This is a genomic window from Haloferax sp. s1 (assembly GCF_058382125.1).
Map to the genome: position 1 here is coordinate 1 of NZ_JBZRPK010000694.1, position 16,600 is coordinate 16,600.

The window sequence follows — 16,600 nt, forward strand, 5'->3', positions numbered from 1 at the left end:
GACCCCGGAAGCGCACTCGTGGACCTCGCCGAGAACGAAGGGTTCGAACAACTCGTCCTCGGCGGCGGTGAGACGAGTCCGATGGGCAAGATTCAGATTGGGAACATCGCGGAGTTCGTCCTCCTCAACTCCCACGTGACTGTGACCCTAGTACGATGAGCCCTCGAACGTACTCCAACGCCGTCGCCGACCCGTACGAGGCACCACCACTGTCGTTTGCCGACAAGGAAGACCGAATCATCGAGATTCGGGCCTACGACGGCACGGACGAGGAGTTAGAAGCGCTCGTCGAGATGTACGACGCGTTCGACCCCTCGGACCGAGCACAGGGAATCCCGCCGGGACGCGAGGACCGCATCCGCGACTGGTTGGACAACATCCTCGACGACGACTGTCTGAACGTCATCGCGTGGAACGGCGACGAAGTTGCCGGCCACGCGACGCTCGTTCCCGACGGCGACGCCTACGAACTCGCAATCTTCGTCCACCAGACGTACCAGCGCGCCGGTATCGGCACGCGACTCATCAAGGCGCTTCTGGGCCACGGCCGCGAGTCCGACGTCGAAAAGGTGTGGCTCACCGTCGAACGATGGAACCGTGCCGCGGTGGGTCTCTACAAGACTGTCGGGTTCGAGACGAGCGACACCGAGAGCTTCGAGTTAGAGATGACCATCCGTCTCACCGAACCGGGCGAAGACGCGTAACGAGTGACTTAGACCGAGAGAACGGGCTGGCTGGCGTAGAGAAGGACGTACTCGGCGGCCTTCGCGAGCACTTCGCCGGGGTCGCCGGAGACGGGTTCCCGCGGGACGACCACGAAGTCGGCGTCGAGTTCTTCGGCGGTATCGAGGACGACGCTTCCCGGATGTCGGAGTTTGCTCGTCGGCGAGAAGCCGTAGGCGACCGAAGTGGTGATAGAGACATCGGCATCGCGGGCGATATTCGAAACTGTATCAGTGACGACCTTACTGTCCTCGGCGACGGCATCTTGGTCGACGACGCCCTGCTCTATGGCACGGACAACGTCCTCGCCGAGGACGTGGACGGCGTGGACCGCGGCGTCGTATTCCGCCGCGATGGCGGTGGCGTACTCCGCCGCACGCGTCGCCTCCTCGCTTTGGTCAACCGGCACGAGAACGAGGTCAACAGAGAGCGGGCGCGGTGACATGTCCCCACCTCCGTTGGGGGACGACAAAAAAGTCACCCCACCATCCCGGTCTGTGGCCGGCCCAGATTGGTTTTATGACGCCGCACCGTGAACCCGTGGACATGTTCGACACCATCGTCATCGCCACCGACGGTTCGGCAAGCGTTCGCCGGGCGGTCCGCGTCGCCGTCGACCTCGCCGAGCGCTTCGACGCATCGGTTCACGCGCTGTACGTCGTCGACGCCGGAGACGTCGAGACGTCTCCGGAGCGACTCCGCGATGAGATGCGCGAGGCACTCCGCGAGCGCGGGGAGGAAGCAATAGCGGAAGTCCGGGCCGAGACTGACCGCGACGTAACCGTCGCCGTCCGTGAAGGTCGCCCTGCCGGCGAGATTTCGAACTACGCACGCGAGGTCGATGCCGACGTGGTCGCCATGGGAACCCGTGGGCGGCACGGCGAAAACCGCTTTCTCATCGGGAGCGTCGCGGAGCGAGTCGTCCGGACCTGTCCCGTACCGGTGCTGACGGTGCGACAACTCGAAGCGGGAACGACGGACTCACTGCTCGACGAAGAGACAGTCTGAGTCGCAAGGTGGGCAGGACGGAATCGGGAGGAGTTTTCCCCGTCGCGTCCGACTCACCTGTATGGACGACGAGCTTATCGACAGTTCTCAGCTTTCTCTCCCCCGAAAATCCGTTCTCCCGGGTGCCGGATTCTTCTACCCCGACTCGTTCGACGAAGAACGTGCCGAAGAACGCGCGAAAGAAAAACTCGAAGACGCCGCAGTTGCGGTCGTCACCGACACCGACGCCGACGGACTCGGCTGTGTCGCACTCGCTCGCGAGCGATACGACGCCGCCCTCGACGTAGAAGACTTCGAAGAACGAATCGAGGAGCGTCTGAGCGAAGACGAGGAAGCGGAGGACGAAGAAGCAGCCGAAGCCGACGACGAGGAAGAAGAACGCCCGAAATCGTCGGTCGCGCTCGTCGGGTCGAGTCCGTATTCACTGGAAGACGACCTCCAGCGCGTTGCCGACTACGCGCCAGAGGGCATCGAAGTGTTCGTCTGTGACCTCTGTCCGGATAAATACGAGTACGTCGAAGAAGAACTCGAAGCCCTCGCCGAGATGGCGGGCGAGATTCACTGGTACGACCACCACCAGTGGAAGCCCGAGGTCGCCGAACAGGTCCGCGAGGCCGGTGTCGACCTCGTCGTCGGCGAATCCGACGAGGAGTGTTCGACCGACGTGACGCTTCGCGAACTCGACTACGACTTCGACGAGCGATTCGTCGAACTCGCAGCAGTCACCCGCGACCACGACCTCTGGCTGAACGAAGACCCGCGAAGTCAGGACCTCGCGGACTACGCCTACTGGACCTCGAAAGAGGAGTACGTCGCCATCGTTGGTGCGTACGGCGCAGACCTCCCGCCGGTCGTCGAGGAGTACATCGCCCACCGCCGCGTCGAAAAGGAGAATCTCATCGAGGCCGCCGTCGACCGGGCGGACACGAAGTCAGTCGGTGACTGGACGGTCGGCATCACCTACGGCCGCTGTTCACAGAACGAAGTCGCGGACGCGCTCCGCGAAGAAGGTGCTGACGCGGCGGTCATCGTCAAGCCCGCCGGAAGCGCGAGCATCCGCGGGTCTGAGGACTTCGAGCGGTGCCACGAAGTCGCCGACCTCGTCAACGGCGGTGGCCACCCGAAGGCCGCAGGGGGCAAGCCCGGCATCTACGACGACATGCCCGACTACGCCCCCCACTGGACGACGCAGGGAGCGACGACGAGGCGCGTCATTCTCAACGCCTTCGGGCGCGTCGCCGAGATGGCCGAGGCGGAAGCCGCCGAAGACGAAGCCGCCGATAGCGGCCAAGAGACCGACGGCAGCGACGACAGCGAAACGGAAGAATAGCGACGCGCTGCGGAAAATTCCGGTGCGTTATTCGTCGACGACCCAGCGGTCGGAGTACGTCGTCCCGCAGTTACACTTGGCGTAGGCGTGGATAACGTCGCCCTCCTCGTAGATTCCGCCGACGTCTTCGTTTTGTGCCTCGGCGAACGAGAAGATGAATTTCGCCTGGTGATTTTCGTCGGTGGCTGTGTCGGGACAGGTACCACCGCTCAGGTCGGCGGCGATATCGCCGTCGTTCCCCATGGCGGTCTGGGCGAACTCCATGGCATCCATGCCGGTTCCGGCCGCGAAGGCGCGTCGGCCGTCGTCACCGGGGACGACGAGAATGTAGCCGTTTTCGACTTCGACGCCCATGTTCGGGAGTTTACCCTGGCTGTCGAGGTACTCGTGGGTGAGAAAGAGCGCCACGTCGTCGAGGCGCTCGCCTGCGAGATACTCCGTTACCTTGCTCATACCCCGCCTAGGGGTGTCACGCCCTAAAAGCGGCGTGTATCCGCGTCGGGAGCGGCGTGCAAAATCGGCGGCCACCTGCTACTCGTCCGAGAGACCGAACTTTTCCGCGATGCTCGAAAGCGAGTCGTTCGGGCGCTCCGTGATTCGGTAGACGGTTCGGACGCCCGGCACGCGCAGGCCGTACTGATAACCGTCGTCGAGTTCGTCGAGTTCGACAGCGTCGCCGTCGCTGCGGTCGTTCTCGTGGCACCACTCGACGAGTCGGTTCTCGCCGTCGTTGGGAGTGCGCGCGAGTCGTTTGTTGTCGTACGCGCCGCGAATCACGAGGCCCGAGGCGTCGGCGGAGAGACGAGCGTGGTACGCGGTTCCATCGAGATGGAGGCGAACGAAGTCGCCGTCTTCGGCGATGACGTCATCGGGGACGCGCAGACAGGGACGACGAGTGCCGCCGCTGCGCGCGATGTTCGCGCGGAACGTCTGGACCGACGAATGGTCGGAGGGCAGTTGCTCTGGCACGGGAAAGAGAGAAGTGAGACGGCGTTATTCGTCCGCTTCTTCGTCGTCGCCTTCGCCGAAGGCGGCGGCGACGTCGCCCTCACCGGAGGCGACCTTCGCGTTGATCTGGACCGTTTCCTCGGAGATTTCGCGGCCACGGACGGTGACGCGCTTGCGCTCGCCGTCGCGGGCGGGCTTGTAGCCGATTCCGTCCTCGGCGAGGATTTCCTTGAGGTTACCGCCGGGGACGTCGGGGTGCATCGGGCGACCGGCCTTGTCGGAGCCACCCGTCAGTTCGAGCGTGAAGCCGTCGATACCGACAGCGGCGCCGTCGACCTCGTCACCGAGGTCGCGACCGAGGAATCGGTTTGCATCCTGTCCTTCGACGTCGACTTGGTAGGTCTCGCCGGAGTCGGGGTCGGCGACGACGACCATGAATTCTGCCATGCGCGGATGAAAACGGTCGCGGATAAAAAGTACGTCGAAAGCGCGTCTCGGGACCAGACCTGTCGAATCGGGGCGAAGCCGGCGAATTGGAGGGTATTTCGGCACAGCATGTGTTGTGATAAAGGTTAACTTTCGACACAGTATACTTGGAGATATGAGCGAGGACATCGACAAGCGAGAGCCGACAGACCTCGTCGAAGCGGAGTCGAGGGAGTTAGTCGGTCCCGAGCCAACCGAGTTAGTCGAACGTCCACCCGAGGAGTTAGTCGGACCCAAGCCGACCAAACTGGTCGAGCGTCCGCCTGCGGAGTTGGTCGAGCGGCGTACTGAAGCATTAGTCGAGCGACGGACGGAGGCGTTAGTAAAGTCTGAACCGACGACGCTGGTCGAACGCTCGTGGTTCGAGTGTATCTCGTGCGGGTACCGCTCCGGGAAAGGAATTCACGAGCAGGTCTGTCCTCGATGCGGCGGGAACCTGAAACACATCGACGTGCCGGAGGGGTAACTCACATCGAATACGTATCTCCACCTTCCTCCTCGGTTTCTTCTCCTCCTTCGCCCGCGGTTTCAGTTTCAGTTTCCGTCTCCGTCTCTGTCTCCGTCGCCGTTTCCTCCTCCGGGATTGGCTCCCAGAGAGAACACCAGTCGTCGGCACCGATGTAGCCTTCGACCCTCGCACAGGCACCGAAGCCATCGCCGTTCTTGTCACGGATGAACTGCGCGCAGTTTCCACAGTTCTGGCCCTCCTGTGCCAGTTCTGCTTCGATGGCGTCGCTCGCCTCTTGGAATTTAACGTCTTCCTTAGGAAATAGTTCGTCGGTAACTCGCTCCCTGTCGTCCTGCGAAAGCGCGGTTCGATACTCCTCTGGAACCGGCCCCTGCTCGAACTCCTCTTCTGAGACACCTTCCGGAAGCTCTTCTTCGTGCTCTTCTTCCTCTTCTGTCGTCGTGGTCGTCTCTGTTTCCGTCTCCGTCTCTTGTTCCCCATCACCACCAAGACAACCAGCAAAGCCGACTACCGTGCCACTCCCCGCTAGCTGGAGGAATCGTCGTCTCGTCCGGCCGAATCGTGTCATCCCATAGAAGGAGGTGACCGAGACACTTCAGTAAGTGCATAGCTACCAAGAGACAAATGTCAATCGAAAATGAGTGTCTCAAAATGTGGCGGATAACCAAGCGCCCACAGTCGTATCAGTCGTCGAATTCGTCCTCCCAGCGGAACGTCCCGTTTCGTTGGACGACTTCACCGTCGACTTCGATAAACGACTCTTCGCTCATGTCGGTAATCATGTCCACGTGAACGGCGGACTGGTTTCCGTCCTCACCTTCGGGAAGGCAGGACCCGTAGGCGCGGCCCACGGCGAGGTGGATGGTGTCTCCCATCTTCTCATCGAAGAGGATACTGTCGGTAAAGCGGTCGATGCCGCGGTTCATCCCGATACCGAGCTCGCCGAGTCGACGAGCGCCTTCATCGGTGTCGAGGATACCAGCGAGCGCGTCCTCGCCCGCGCCCGCGGAGAAGTCGATAACTTTGCCGTCCTCGAACGTGAGGTGAACGTTTTCGACGCGCTGACCCTCCAGCGTCATCGGCACGTCGAAGTACGCCTCGCCCTCGACCGCGTCTTCGACGGGGGCGGTGAACACTTCGCCGGACGGGAGATTGTGCGAGTCGTAGACGACGGACGCGGCGGAGTTGACCGCGGTGCGACCCTCAATAGACATCGTGAGGTCGGTGTCCTCCTTGACGATACGGACTTCCGACCCGGAATCGAGAATTTCCTTCATGTTCGCCATCTCGTCGGCGAGTGCCTCCCAATCGCGGAGAATCGCGTCGTAGACGAAGTCGGCGTACTCTTCGAAGGACATGCCGGCCTGCTGTGCCAGCGCACGGGTGGGGTGAACCGTCGACACCCAGTCGGTGTCCATGCGAGCCTCACGAACCTCGTTCGTGGCGCGGCCGTAGGCCTGTCGCGTCTCGGTGGGAACGTCGGCGGTCGCAGCCGTGTTGCGCGTCCCGCTGAGGAAGAGCACCGAATCGGCGGCCTCGTAGAGGGCCAACTCGTGTTCGGGGAGTTCGAAGTCACCCTCGTGCGCGCGGAGATACGCCCGCTGTACTTCCTCGGAGTTGTAGGTCGTGACGACGTTCGCACCGCGTTCACCGAGTGCTTCCGCGACGGCCACCGCGAGGTCGTGTGCACCTTCTCCGACCGAGACGACGACATCGTCTCCGGCCTCGATTTGTGCGCTCCAATCGACGAGCACCGCGGCGTGTTCGTGAATACGTTCGTCCATACGCGATACTCGTACGGTTCGATAAAAACGTCGGCGTCTGTCGTCGCCGACAGAAACACTGTCCGCGGACAACGCGCCAAACCACAACCACTACCTCCCCCCGCAGACGACTCCGACCCATGCAACTAGGCGTCATCGGCCTCGGCCGGATGGGACGCATCGTAGTCGACCGAGTGCTCGATGCCGGGCACGAGGTCGTCGCGTTCGACCTCTCCGAAGAGGCAGTCGCAGCAGCAGCCGACGCGGGTGCCGAACCCGCAGACAGCGTCGCCGACCTCGCCGACCGACTCGGCGACGACAAGCGAATCTGGCTCATGGTCCCCGCGGGTGACGCGGTGGACGCAACTCTCGACGACCTCGACCCCCACCTCGACGGGGACGACGTTGTCGTCGACGGCGGTAACTCCCACTTCGAGAAGTCGGTCCGTCGCGCCGAGGCGTGTTCCGCTGCGTATCTCGACTGTGGAACCTCGGGCGGTCCCGCCGGGGCCGAACTCGGCTTCTCGCTCATGATTGGCGGCCCGCAGTGGGCGTACGACGAGATGACGCCCGTCTTCGACGCGGTCGCAACCGGTCCCGCCGGTCACGACCGAATGGGCGAGGCAGGCTCCGGCCATTACGTGAAGATGGTTCACAACGGCGTCGAGTACGCGCTGATGCAGGCCTACGGCGAAGGCTTCGAACTGCTCGCCGAGGGTCGCTACGACCTCGACCTCGAAGCGGTCGCCCGTACGTGGAACAACGGCGCGGTCATCCGCTCGTGGCTCCTCGAACTCTGCGAAGAGGCGTTCCGCGAGGAAGGGACCGACCTCGGCGACGTTGACGACCACATCGCCGGTGGCTCGACGGGTACGTGGACGGTTCAGGAAGCACTCGAACAGGAAGTTCCCGTTCCACTCATCTGCCAGTCGCTCGCCGAGCGCTTCGGCTCCCGCGCCGACGACCGGTTCTCGCGACGACTCGCCAACCGACTTCGCTACGGTTTCGGCCGCCACGAAGTCGCCCGGAAAGACGAATAACCGGCGAGTCGCTCACGACGGTGACGTTCGGCAGTTCGAGCCGCTCACCCGGACACAAACGAAAAACACCCCTCGACATTTTGGGAATCTCTCGAACATACCGTCTGCACCGTGAAATCAGCCGCCCGAGGCCGCCGCCATAATCACAATTTCCTTAACCCCTCCCTCCATATCCGCCCTTATGGCAGTCATCAGTCTGGTGGGTGTCGGGGCCGGATTGGTCCTGGTACTCCTCGCCGTCGCCCTGCACTTCTCGAAGGGCACCGGCTGGGAGCCGACCGCCGACATCACGCAGGAGGTCCTCGAGCGCCGTGCGGCGACCGTCGCAGAGACCGACTTCCCCGAGCCGATGAACCGCTCTATCGGTGGCGGTGCCGTCGCTGGCGCAGTCGCCGGTGGCGAAGAAGGTGCCGAACTCGAAGGCGAGGAAGCGGCGGAAGAAGAACAGAGTCCCGCCGACATGCCCGAAGACGAAGTCGAGTACTTCGAAGTCGAATTCGTCAAGCAGGGCGAGACTATCGAACTGGCGAGCAACGAGACGGTGCTCGACCAGGGTGAAGACGCCGGGATGGACCTCCCGTATGCGTGCCGTCAGGGTCAGTGTGTCTCCTGTGCAGGGAAGATTACCGACGGTCCCGCAGACGAGTACGTGACTCACTTCAAACAGGAAACCCTCTCCGGTGAGGAGATGGACAAAGGGTACACCCTGACGTGTGTGGCCTACCCGAAGGCCGATTTCGCCATCGAGACCGGCGAAGCACCGTAACGACGCGAACCCACCATACTTTTCTCGCGACTTCTGCCGAGCCGTGACTCGGGGCGATAACGTGAATGCGGCACGCTATCGTAGCGTTTGCAAGTCAGTGCACACTCGGTCAACCGCTGTCGTGCGATTGGATGTGTCACCAGTTGCAAACGCTACTATAGGACACCTATCGACGCTTTGAAACGCTTTCCCCGTGTCTCACATGTTCAGTGTCTGTCCCCGAAGGAGGTTCACTAACCGAAGGTGACCTCAAACGTCCGATGTTCGAACTCGCGTGGCCGATTATCGTCACCGAACTCCTCCAGGTGGCGTACAACCTCGCCGACACCGTCTGGCTCGGTCGCCTCTCGACCGACGCAGTGGCCGCGATTAGCCTCGCGTTTCCCCTGATATTTCTCCTCATCTCCGTCGGCGGTGGGTTCACCGTCGCCGGAAGCACTCTCGTTGCGCAGTACACCGGCGCGAAAAGCGAAGGTTCCGCCGGAACTGTCGCCGGACAAACGCTCACGTTCATCACCATCATCGCCATCGTCGTCGGACTCATCGGCTTCTTTGCCACCGACGCGATGCTCGGCATCCTCCCGAGTTCACCGGCTACCGCTGGGCAGGTCATCCCACTCGCCAGCGCCTACATGCGTGTGTTCTTCCTCGGATTGCCGTTCCTCTTCGGCTTTTTCGTCTTCTCCGCGCTCATGCGCGGCTACGGCAACACCCGCGCCCCGATGGTCGTGATGTTCATTAGCGTCCTCATCAACGTCATTATCGACCCGATTTTCATCTTCGGCTTCGAATCGAACCCGCTTTTCGGCATGCTCGGGCTGGAAGGACTCGAAGCCAGTCTCTTTGCCGCGACCAGCTTTCCTGGCTACGATGTCGCCGGTGCCGCCTACGCAACAGTCCTCTCGCGGGCGGTCGCGACCGTCATCGGCATCTACGTCATTTTCGGGACGAGCGCCGGTCCCGACGTGCAGCTCTCGGACTTCTGGCCGCAGTTTCGGTACATCAAGCAAATCGTCTCCATCGGCGTTCCGAGCGCCGCCGAACAGTCGGCGACCGCTCTCGGGTTTATCACGCTCACCGCGATGGTGGTTACCTTCAAGCCGGAAGTCGTCGCTGCGTTCGGTCTCGGAAACCGCCTTACGTCGCTCGTTTTTCTCCCAGCGCTCGGTCTCGGTCGAGCGACCAACACCATCGTCGGGCAGAACCTCGGCGCGCAAAAACCGGAACGGGCCGAGAGTGCCGTCTGGCTCGCCGCCAAGGTCGGCGCGAGCGTCATGGTCGTTACCGGCGTCCTCGCTTATCTGTTGGCCGAACCCGTCGTCTCGTTCTTCCTCCCGACAGGGACGGAATCGGCCACACAGACCATCGACCTCGGCGTCCAGTACGTCCGCATTCGGGCGTTCGAGTTCGGGTTTATCGGTGTCTTGCAGGTCGTCCTCGGGGCTTACCGCGGTGCGGGTAACACGAAGACCGCACTCGGGTTTTCGCTGTTCGCGCTCTGGTTGGGCCGCGTCCCCATCGTCTACCTGCTGTCGTTCCAATTCGGGTTCGCCGAAACGGGTATCTGGCTCGGGATGGCAGTTGGGCAGATTCTCGGCGCGATTGCTGCGACAGCGTGGTTCACACGTGGTACGTGGAAACAGAGTGTAATCAGCGCGGAGCCGAGCGTAACGTAATCGACCGCCATCGGCGCTTCCACAACGGTTTTACGTCGGTATCGTGTACCTCTCTTCGCTGGGGCCCGTAGCTCAGTGGACAGAGTGCTTGGTTCCGGACCAAGATGTCGCGGGTTCAAATCCCGTCGGGTCCGCTTTTGTGACGAACATTCTCGCGAGCACCGCGTAGCGTGTGCTCGGTCCACTGTGAGGAACAAGCGGCCCCCGGAATTTGAACACGAACAGTCGCATGCCCGCACAGCGACCCAAGGGAGCGAGCAGGAACGTCTGTGAATGGGTTCAAATCCCGTCGGGTCCGTTCGCTTCGCTCACTCTCCCGACGACTTCCCACTCGCTTCCGCTCGTGGGAATCCCCGTCGGGTCCGTACAGTTCTGGAACGCTTTAGAACCAAAGAGCAAGCGCTGTAGCTATCGATTTAGCATATTTTCCCGCCAACCGATTCCGTCACGCACCGTGACGAACTCGCACTCCAGAGGACTAGTACCAGCAGCACAAATCTAAAATACATAGATTTCGTACTTTGAGTATGCCCACCCTCTCTGACCGTGGAGACGCCCCACTACTCGACGACGACGCACCACAGTCGTTCGACGATTTCGACGGGCTACTCGCAGCCACGACGTTGCTACAGAACCCACGCCTCGCCCGCGAGTACGTCTACCTCTGCTACTACGGACCTGCAACCATCCAGGCCCTCATCGACGAACTGGACCTCGCTCGTGCAACGGCCTACGACGATGTCGAACGACTCGAACAACTCGGCGTCGTCGACCGCGACGAGAGTACGCGACCACATCAACTCACCGCGGAACCGTTCGCGTTCGTCGATGGCCGCGAAGTCGCAATCACCCCGACGCTGCTCCACGCAGTCGCTCTCACAGAGTTCGACGACGACGCCGAGTACTTCCACAACCGGTACGGCGTTGGACGACTCGTGAGAGCGGTCCGAGCAGCAGCAGAATACTACGCCGGGAAGCTCACCCAACGGGTGGCGGCCAACGAGATGGACGTCAAGCCAGTCGAAGGGATGGCCATCATCTATGCAGTCCAACCCGTCTTGGAGGCTGGCCGAGAACACGACCCGTACTTCGAACAGCTAATCTCGTCTGACCCTGACGAACTGGAGTTCGATGGGGAGTAGTGACCTCGACTCGGACGACTTCGTCCTCGCAGATACGAACCTCTTCGTCGCCGTGGGTGGCCCAGAGAATTCGAAGTTCCAGAAACTTCGGAAGTTCGCCGCACGGCATCAGATAACCTTGCAGGTTCCCCAGCGTGTTGTCGAGGAACTGAGCACGATGCACGTCGCTGACCGGGTAGAAACAGCCATCGAGGAAGGGTGGGCTACCAAAATCAACCCACCATCGCCGAACGATTCCGATGCAGTCGCAGCGATGGACTACGTTCGAAGAGAGATTGCCCGAAAGTCCGGGAAGGATGAGCACCAAGTCGAGAAAGCAGATACCGTATTCGCCGGGTTAGCAATCGAGTTTCTTCGAAGCGGTCATCCACGAATCGTCGTTCTCACTGACGACAAGATTGCAGCGGCAGCGATAGAGGGTGCGGTCGAACAGCAGGGGTACGGCGAATCGATTCTCGTGCTTCGTCGTAGTGACATCATGGACGACGGTGGCGACGTCCGAGTGATTTGAGGGCGGAGTGAACCAAATCGCCAGACTGCGCGCCGATTAACACAATTCCGTCACAGCCGATGACGCATTCCCGTCGGGTCCGTTCGCTTCTAATCGACAGACTGTGACGACTTGGGGAGTCCGTATGACGAACTCGCGTAGATTTCGTTCGTCGAGAAGGAACGATACCTATCGAACCGGACCACATCAAGATACCCTACCCCGACTCTTCGAAGACGAACGGACCTGTGCGCCCGGGTTATTCACCCATCTTCCATTCACAGACCTTGTTCGCACGTTCCGTTACAGGCCATTTCACTCGACAAGCTATCTCGTCAACACTCGTGTTCTTCGGAACGTCGAAGTAGAGGACACCATTCGTCGTTTCTCCGGGGGTGAGCTCACGCGAGCCACGGAAGTATGGCATCTCGACCGGTTCACGCAGTCCACGTGCGAACCCACGGTTCGAATTTGAATCGACAAACCCGTTCCCTTCGACTTCGAACCAGTCCTTGTCAGGTTCTGAGATAGTCGAATCCGTCGGGTTCCACGCGGTTATCTCGAAGACAGCGAACGAACGCCTGTCGATAGAGTGGTTCTCGAAGCCACCTCCGTTTTCGTCGACCCAAACCGTATCACTGACGGTCGGTTTGCTTACCCGAAGTTTGACACCATTCGGTAGCTCGTGAGAGCTTCCAAACTGTGCCTTCGTGGGAACGACGTGAGTCGTTTTCTCGAACGCAGGAGGCACTGCAATCGTCACGTCTTGAACCCCTTTTGCTGGGACCGTTTTTTCGATTGTTACCGTCTCACCAGGCTCGACTGTAGTATCGAGTACGCCGCCCAGTGCATTCGGCTCGGTGCTCCGTACGACAGAGAACCGTTGGTTGAACAATCCAGCACTCCCACCTGTGTTCGTCACCGACACCGAGAACTCTATGGGGTCACCGTTGACGTGTTCTTCCGGGACGTCGAGAGACGTGATTTTCATGTCTGGAAGCGAACTCGGGTCAACCGTTCCATCCCAATACGCTTCCAAAGTCGACGACTGTGAATCGGAGAGCGAAATACGGAAATCCGTCGAGTCAGCCGGGACCTCGAAGAAAACCCAGCCCAGTGCGGTGACGTTAGGATGGGCGTCTTCGACTGTTTCATAAAGTGTCCCACCGAGCGGGAACGACAGCGTTGGTTCCCCACCCGGTTTCCCCTTCGGCTTGAGAGGTTTGTACTGGCTCCCACCGGTGATGAGTGCCAGAGAGTCACGGGAAGGGAGGTCGACGACCGATTTACCTGTATTCGCTGACCGGACGTCAGTTAAGATCAAAGCGTTACCCGGATCTGGGCTAATTGTGGTTCCGTCGACCAACCGCGCTGTTCCGGTGAACCGAGCGGATGCAACCACAATGGTGGCACCATCGGACCGTAAGTACGACTCTCCGACCGGGCGTTGTACTGGTCCACTCGTCTCAGTCGTCGTCTCGGAGGGACGAGATGTGTCCTCCCCAGACGATGCAACGGCCGAATCAGACTTCGTCGTCGTACAACCAGCAGTCGATGCGAGTGCGAGCGAGGTGAGGAACGTTCGGCGGTTCATAAACCGGGATGGTCCCGGTTTATGACTTAAACCTTCGCGCCGAAGCGACCTACTCGAACACGTCGAACACTTCGACCGCCTTGTACTCTTGACCCCACTCAGCCCCGGTGACTTCCTCGATGAGTCCAGCGTCTTCGAGGTTCTCGATGACGTTGTAGGCTGTCCCGCGGGATACGTCGAGTTCCCGGACGATGTCGTTCGCTGTGAAGTACGGAACTTCGAGTAATTTGCGGGCAAACCTGTCTGTGGACGTACTCCCGGCGTAGTCAGTCACGTACTTCGTCTGCAACTCCTTGAGCGCCCACGTACGGTCGTACGACTCGGCGGCCTGCGACCGGAGTGCTTCGAGGAAGAAGTCGATCCACTCCAACCACTCGCCCTGTTCACTCACGGCACGCATCTTCTCGACGTACTCGACCTTGTGCCGGTTGAAGTAAGCACTCGGGTAGATGTACGGACTCTCGATGTAGCCCTGACCGACCAGATAGAGGATGATAACGAGTCTGCCGAGACGTCCGTTTCCGTCCGAAAACGGGTGAACCGTCTCGAAGAAGTAGTGGATAATCGCGGCGTCGACGAGTGGATGGTACTCGCCATCCATCGCGACGTACTCGACGAGCGACGACATGAGACGGTCGAGCGACGACGCTGACGGAGGAATGAACGGGTCTTTGGCTGGGTTCGGGCTATTGAGCCGGACCATGTGGTCACGGAACTCCCCGACGACGTCGCCCTCGTTACGGACACCGTCGAGGAGCATCTCGTGGAGATGTTTGAGCAGGTCGAGTGTGAGTTCGCCACCGTCTTCGACGTGCTCGATACCATACAGGAGCGCGTCCTCGTAGTTCAGGGCCTCCCGCAAGTCCTTGCTTTGCGGCTCGGCGCTGTCTTCGTGTTTCGTGTGGAACGCGGCGACATCCTGATAATTGACCTCTGCACCCTCGATTCGAGCAGATTCGACCGCCTCGATTCGGATGAGTGTCGTGTACAGGACGGCAGCAAAATCCACTGTCGAACTGATGCCATCGACGCGACCAATCTGGTATGCTGCGTCGGCGACGAGCTGGTGGGTCTGGTTGGGGATTTCGATTTTCGGCTCCGGAGGAAGCGAATCTGGTGAGTAATACGGACGCGGATGGTAGTCGACGTACTTCCCTGGGGCCTCCTTCGGGAGCTTTTTCCTCCGCATTTCTAAGCAGTACAGGGCACCATCATGTATAACTACTCATATACCAATTGAACAAGATAGAAAGTGAAACGCAGCATATACAGAACAATCCGTGATATTTGGAATAGCAGTCATTGGGACCACAGCTTGTGAATTTGCTATTTAAATTGTTGAACAAGTGTTAGTGTACGAGTCACCCTTGTCTAATAGCAAGGAGACGATTTAACAACGAACCGTCCCAGCCGAGTGAACGTCAAATGCCGACGTTCAGATTTCGAACGAAATGAATCGAAAAAGATAGTCTACTGACTATGTTGAAAATGAGCTATACAGGCCCTCAGTCACCTAAAATCACGACCCCGTTCGACACCCGAACGAAAGCCCGTCGGGCCCGTCGACCTTCTAACCGCATGACTGCGGTGACTTGAGCTATCCGTATGACGAACTGCCGTAGATTTCGTTCGACTACGTATTCGCATTCGCCACCAGAGGGTACAGCAAACGGGCCAACGCTTATTATATCTCGTTTCACAGGGTCAGATAGTGTCCGACGAAGCGAAACAACATATAAAGGTTTGCCTTCCCGTCACCCCCGGTGACGACTCAAAGATATTCAGGCTCCACGCGGCCGACGACGTGCTTCGACTGCTCGTCGACGCTCACCAGTCGGAGTTCACACTGAAAGAACTATCCGAGATAACCGACCGGAGTCGGTCGACAGTTTGGCGGGCAGTCGAGTTCCTTGACGGACTCGGTGTCGTACGGGTACGAGAGACGACACAGCGAAAGTACGTCTCTATCGACCCCGCACACCTCCAGAAAGACGACCCGATACTCGGCATCGAACAGACCGAGTACCACGCTCCAGTTCGTGCGTTTGTAGAGAACGTCGAGACGGCGGTCGAGAACTCGGACGAAGTCGACCAGCTACTCGGTATTCTCGTATTCGGGAGCGTCGCTCGCGGTGAGGCCGACCGGAAGAGCGACGTCGACGTGTTCGTCCTCGTCGACGGCGACCGAACGACCGCCCGCCGCGTGGTCTCGAACGTAGCCGGAGAACTCGGTGAAGAACGATTCGACGGCGACCGGTACACGTTCGAACCGTTCGTCGAGAGCGAGGAGAGTGCGCTCCGAGCAGGCGAAAAGCTACGAGAGATATTCCGAGAGGGAGTCACCGTCTACGGCGGCGACGAGTTCCAACGAATCCGGACGGAGGTGATGAGTGGTGAGTAGCACCCGAATCGAGACGTTGGTCGATGAGGTGCAAGCCGCCTTCGACTATCGACCCGACGAAATCGAAGAAGGTCTAGAGACGAAAGAGGCGGACGTCCTCCAGCTCCGAAAGTCATGTCGACTACTCGCGGGCGCAGAGACGCTGCTGGAACAAGGGTTCTACACGTTGGTCATCGAGGCGTCGTTCGTCGCCATCGAGCGCGTCGTCGAGTTCAAACTCCTCGAAGGTGGCGTCGAACCGCGAGATCTTCCCGGAACGCACCCCGGCGTGTACACGGAAGCGGCGAGACGTGGAATTCTGTCGGGGCACGTCGCCGACAGCCTCCAAGACCTCTGGCGGAATCATCGTGCCAAGACGTACTATCAAGATGGACTCGCGGCGAGAGAGCGCGCAGAGAAGCTGTACGAACTCGCGTCGGAGACCCACGAGTACGTCATCAATCAGTCGGCGAAGAAACACGAGTGTATCTGCGAATGAAGTCGTGCAGTAGGTGAATGGACTGTTCCAATCTTGAATAGTATCGATTACCCACTAATCGGCAGACAGCGCTCCGATTAAAACAACTCTGTCACGGTACGAAGAACCGTTTAGTTTTACTCGCAGAAACGCCTGATTCCGGGGAAAAGTCCGGGGGACCCGTTCACTTTCACTCCCCGTACGAGCAAGCGTATTATCACACATCGGGTGGTCGCCCAACTAAGAGGTGTTTTGGTTTTCGCTCGGTAAGCTATCTACCCCTCACAGAAGTCATTCAGTCAATAAC

General features: G+C 60.0%; 20 protein-coding genes and 1 tRNA gene. 13 read left to right on the forward strand and 8 right to left on the reverse strand.

Annotated elements, in window-relative coordinates; genetic code table 11:
- The coding region (locus QT222_RS18245) for a universal stress protein (protein WP_491478003.1) at nucleotides 1–159 on the forward strand (159 nt) is incomplete at its 5' end.
- On the forward strand, nucleotides 156–704 hold the full coding sequence (locus QT222_RS18250; protein WP_004059224.1) for a GNAT family N-acetyltransferase: 549 nt from the start codon (nucleotides 156–158) through the stop codon (nucleotides 702–704). The genes QT222_RS18245 and QT222_RS18250, both read left to right, overlap by 4 nt.
- Before the next feature lie 8 nt (nucleotides 705–712).
- Here QT222_RS18250 and QT222_RS18255 read toward each other — a convergent pair whose 3' ends face one another.
- Nucleotides 713–1,168, reverse strand: coding sequence for a universal stress protein (locus tag QT222_RS18255; protein WP_004059223.1), 456 nt, complete (start codon nucleotides 1,166–1,168; stop codon nucleotides 713–715).
- A 101-nt stretch (nucleotides 1,169–1,269) separates the two neighbouring features.
- Between QT222_RS18255 and QT222_RS18260 the strand changes: the two genes are divergently transcribed.
- On the forward strand, nucleotides 1,270–1,731 hold the full coding sequence (locus tag QT222_RS18260) for a universal stress protein (protein ID WP_179955348.1): 462 nt from the start codon (nucleotides 1,270–1,272) through the stop codon (nucleotides 1,729–1,731).
- Between the two features lie 61 nt (nucleotides 1,732–1,792).
- Nucleotides 1,793–3,061 carry a DHH family phosphoesterase gene (locus QT222_RS18265; RefSeq protein WP_491477992.1) on the forward strand — a complete coding sequence of 423 codons (1,269 nt, stop codon included), beginning with the start codon at nucleotides 1,793–1,795 and terminating at the stop codon, nucleotides 3,059–3,061.
- 27 nt (nucleotides 3,062–3,088) lie between these two features.
- On the opposite strand, the gene QT222_RS18270 is transcribed toward QT222_RS18265, so the two are convergent.
- The 3 genes from QT222_RS18270 to QT222_RS18280 form a co-directional block, all read right to left on the reverse strand.
- Nucleotides 3,089–3,514 (reverse strand): DUF5807 family protein, encoded by a 426-nt coding sequence (locus QT222_RS18270; protein ID WP_004059220.1) that lies wholly within the window; start codon nucleotides 3,512–3,514, stop codon nucleotides 3,089–3,091.
- A gap of 78 nt (nucleotides 3,515–3,592) precedes the next feature.
- On the reverse strand, nucleotides 3,593–4,030 hold the full coding sequence (locus tag QT222_RS18275) for a DUF7112 family protein (protein ID WP_004059219.1): 438 nt from the start codon (nucleotides 4,028–4,030) through the stop codon (nucleotides 3,593–3,595).
- Nucleotides 4,031–4,054: 24 nt separating this feature from the next.
- A complete protein-coding gene (locus tag QT222_RS18280) occupies nucleotides 4,055–4,456 on the reverse strand; it encodes a 30S ribosomal protein S6e (protein ID WP_004059217.1) in 402 nt (133 codons plus the stop codon).
- Nucleotides 4,457–4,610: 154 nt separating this feature from the next.
- Between QT222_RS18280 and QT222_RS18285 the strand changes: the two genes are divergently transcribed.
- Nucleotides 4,611–4,961, forward strand: a complete 351-nt coding sequence (locus tag QT222_RS18285; protein WP_491477993.1) for a rubrerythrin-like domain-containing protein — start codon at nucleotides 4,611–4,613, stop codon at nucleotides 4,959–4,961.
- 1 nt (nucleotide 4,962) lies between these two features.
- Here the strand turns inward: QT222_RS18285 and QT222_RS18290 are convergent, their stop codons facing one another.
- Both QT222_RS18290 and QT222_RS18295 read right to left on the reverse strand, forming a co-directional pair.
- Nucleotides 4,963–5,532 carry a high-potential iron-sulfur protein gene (locus tag QT222_RS18290; protein ID WP_491477994.1) on the reverse strand — a complete coding sequence of 190 codons (570 nt, stop codon included), beginning with the start codon at nucleotides 5,530–5,532 and terminating at the stop codon, nucleotides 4,963–4,965.
- A gap of 115 nt (nucleotides 5,533–5,647) precedes the next feature.
- Nucleotides 5,648–6,748, reverse strand: a complete 1,101-nt coding sequence (locus tag QT222_RS18295; RefSeq protein ID WP_491477995.1) for an aminopeptidase — start codon at nucleotides 6,746–6,748, stop codon at nucleotides 5,648–5,650.
- 119 nt (nucleotides 6,749–6,867) lie between these two features.
- On the opposite strand from QT222_RS18295, the gene gnd reads away from it, so the two are divergent.
- The 6 genes from gnd to QT222_RS18325 all read left to right on the forward strand — a co-directional run bounded on the left by gnd (nucleotide 6,868) and on the right by QT222_RS18325 (nucleotide 11,862).
- Complete coding sequence (gnd, locus tag QT222_RS18300) at nucleotides 6,868–7,767, forward strand: phosphogluconate dehydrogenase (NAD(+)-dependent, decarboxylating) (protein WP_491477996.1); 900 nt, start codon at nucleotides 6,868–6,870, stop codon at nucleotides 7,765–7,767.
- Nucleotides 7,768–7,948: 181 nt separating this feature from the next.
- Nucleotides 7,949–8,533, forward strand: coding sequence for a 2Fe-2S iron-sulfur cluster-binding protein (locus QT222_RS18305; protein WP_004059207.1), 585 nt, complete (start codon nucleotides 7,949–7,951; stop codon nucleotides 8,531–8,533).
- Between the two features lie 209 nt (nucleotides 8,534–8,742).
- On the forward strand, nucleotides 8,743–10,209 hold the full coding sequence (locus QT222_RS18310; RefSeq protein WP_491477997.1) for an MATE family efflux transporter: 1,467 nt from the start codon (nucleotides 8,743–8,745) through the stop codon (nucleotides 10,207–10,209).
- A gap of 61 nt (nucleotides 10,210–10,270) precedes the next feature.
- A tRNA-Arg gene (locus QT222_RS18315) sits at nucleotides 10,271–10,343 on the forward strand.
- Between the two features lie 393 nt (nucleotides 10,344–10,736).
- Nucleotides 10,737–11,351, forward strand: coding sequence for a DUF7437 domain-containing protein (locus QT222_RS18320; protein WP_491477998.1), 615 nt, complete (start codon nucleotides 10,737–10,739; stop codon nucleotides 11,349–11,351).
- Nucleotides 11,341–11,862, forward strand: a complete 522-nt coding sequence (locus QT222_RS18325) for a PIN domain-containing protein (protein WP_491477999.1) — start codon at nucleotides 11,341–11,343, stop codon at nucleotides 11,860–11,862. Before QT222_RS18320 ends, QT222_RS18325 begins: the two co-directional genes overlap by 11 nt.
- A 238-nt stretch (nucleotides 11,863–12,100) precedes the next feature.
- Here QT222_RS18325 and QT222_RS18330 read toward each other — a convergent pair whose 3' ends face one another.
- Nucleotides 12,101–13,435: a hypothetical protein gene (locus tag QT222_RS18330; RefSeq protein ID WP_491478000.1), complete on the reverse strand. Its 1,335-nt coding sequence runs from the start codon at nucleotides 13,433–13,435 to the stop codon at nucleotides 12,101–12,103.
- A gap of 49 nt (nucleotides 13,436–13,484) precedes the next feature.
- A complete protein-coding gene (locus QT222_RS18335; RefSeq protein ID WP_491478001.1) occupies nucleotides 13,485–14,624 on the reverse strand; it encodes a Fic family protein in 1,140 nt (379 codons plus the stop codon).
- A gap of 522 nt (nucleotides 14,625–15,146) precedes the next feature.
- Between QT222_RS18335 and QT222_RS18340 the strand changes: the two genes are divergently transcribed.
- Both QT222_RS18340 and QT222_RS18345 read left to right on the forward strand, forming a co-directional pair.
- Nucleotides 15,147–15,836, forward strand: coding sequence for a nucleotidyltransferase domain-containing protein (locus tag QT222_RS18340; RefSeq protein WP_004059196.1), 690 nt, complete (start codon nucleotides 15,147–15,149; stop codon nucleotides 15,834–15,836).
- Nucleotides 15,829–16,314: a DUF8154 family protein gene (locus QT222_RS18345; protein WP_491478002.1), complete on the forward strand. Its 486-nt coding sequence runs from the start codon at nucleotides 15,829–15,831 to the stop codon at nucleotides 16,312–16,314. Before QT222_RS18340 ends, QT222_RS18345 begins: the two co-directional genes overlap by 8 nt.
- Nucleotides 16,315–16,600: the final 286 nt, after the last annotated feature.

Bases quoted from the DNA above. Each gene is read 5' to 3' on its own strand.
- QT222_RS18250 (WP_004059224.1), top strand. From the start codon at position 156: ATGAGCCCTCGAACGTACTCCAACGCCGTCGCCGACCCGTACGAGGCA.
- QT222_RS18280 (WP_004059217.1), bottom strand. From the start codon at position 4,456: ATGGCAGAATTCATGGTCGTCGTCGCCGACCCCGACTCCGGCGAGACC.
- QT222_RS18270 (WP_004059220.1), bottom strand. From the start codon at position 3,514: ATGAGCAAGGTAACGGAGTATCTCGCAGGCGAGCGCCTCGACGACGTG.
- QT222_RS18260 (WP_179955348.1), top strand. From the start codon at position 1,270: ATGTTCGACACCATCGTCATCGCCACCGACGGTTCGGCAAGCGTTCGC.
- QT222_RS18255 (WP_004059223.1), bottom strand. From the start codon at position 1,168: ATGTCACCGCGCCCGCTCTCTGTTGACCTCGTTCTCGTGCCGGTTGAC.
- QT222_RS18330 (WP_491478000.1), bottom strand. From the start codon at position 13,435: ATGAACCGCCGAACGTTCCTCACCTCGCTCGCACTCGCATCGACTGCT.
- QT222_RS18285 (WP_491477993.1), top strand. From the start codon at position 4,611: ATGAGCGAGGACATCGACAAGCGAGAGCCGACAGACCTCGTCGAAGCG.
- QT222_RS18325 (WP_491477999.1), top strand. From the start codon at position 11,341: ATGGGGAGTAGTGACCTCGACTCGGACGACTTCGTCCTCGCAGATACG.
- QT222_RS18295 (WP_491477995.1), bottom strand. From the start codon at position 6,748: ATGGACGAACGTATTCACGAACACGCCGCGGTGCTCGTCGATTGGAGC.
- QT222_RS18265 (WP_491477992.1), top strand. From the start codon at position 1,793: ATGGACGACGAGCTTATCGACAGTTCTCAGCTTTCTCTCCCCCGAAAA.
- gnd (WP_491477996.1), top strand. From the start codon at position 6,868: ATGCAACTAGGCGTCATCGGCCTCGGCCGGATGGGACGCATCGTAGTC.
- QT222_RS18335 (WP_491478001.1), bottom strand. From the start codon at position 14,624: ATGCGGAGGAAAAAGCTCCCGAAGGAGGCCCCAGGGAAGTACGTCGAC.
- QT222_RS18290 (WP_491477994.1), bottom strand. From the start codon at position 5,532: ATGACACGATTCGGCCGGACGAGACGACGATTCCTCCAGCTAGCGGGG.
- QT222_RS18320 (WP_491477998.1), top strand. From the start codon at position 10,737: ATGCCCACCCTCTCTGACCGTGGAGACGCCCCACTACTCGACGACGAC.
- QT222_RS18305 (WP_004059207.1), top strand. From the start codon at position 7,949: ATGGCAGTCATCAGTCTGGTGGGTGTCGGGGCCGGATTGGTCCTGGTA.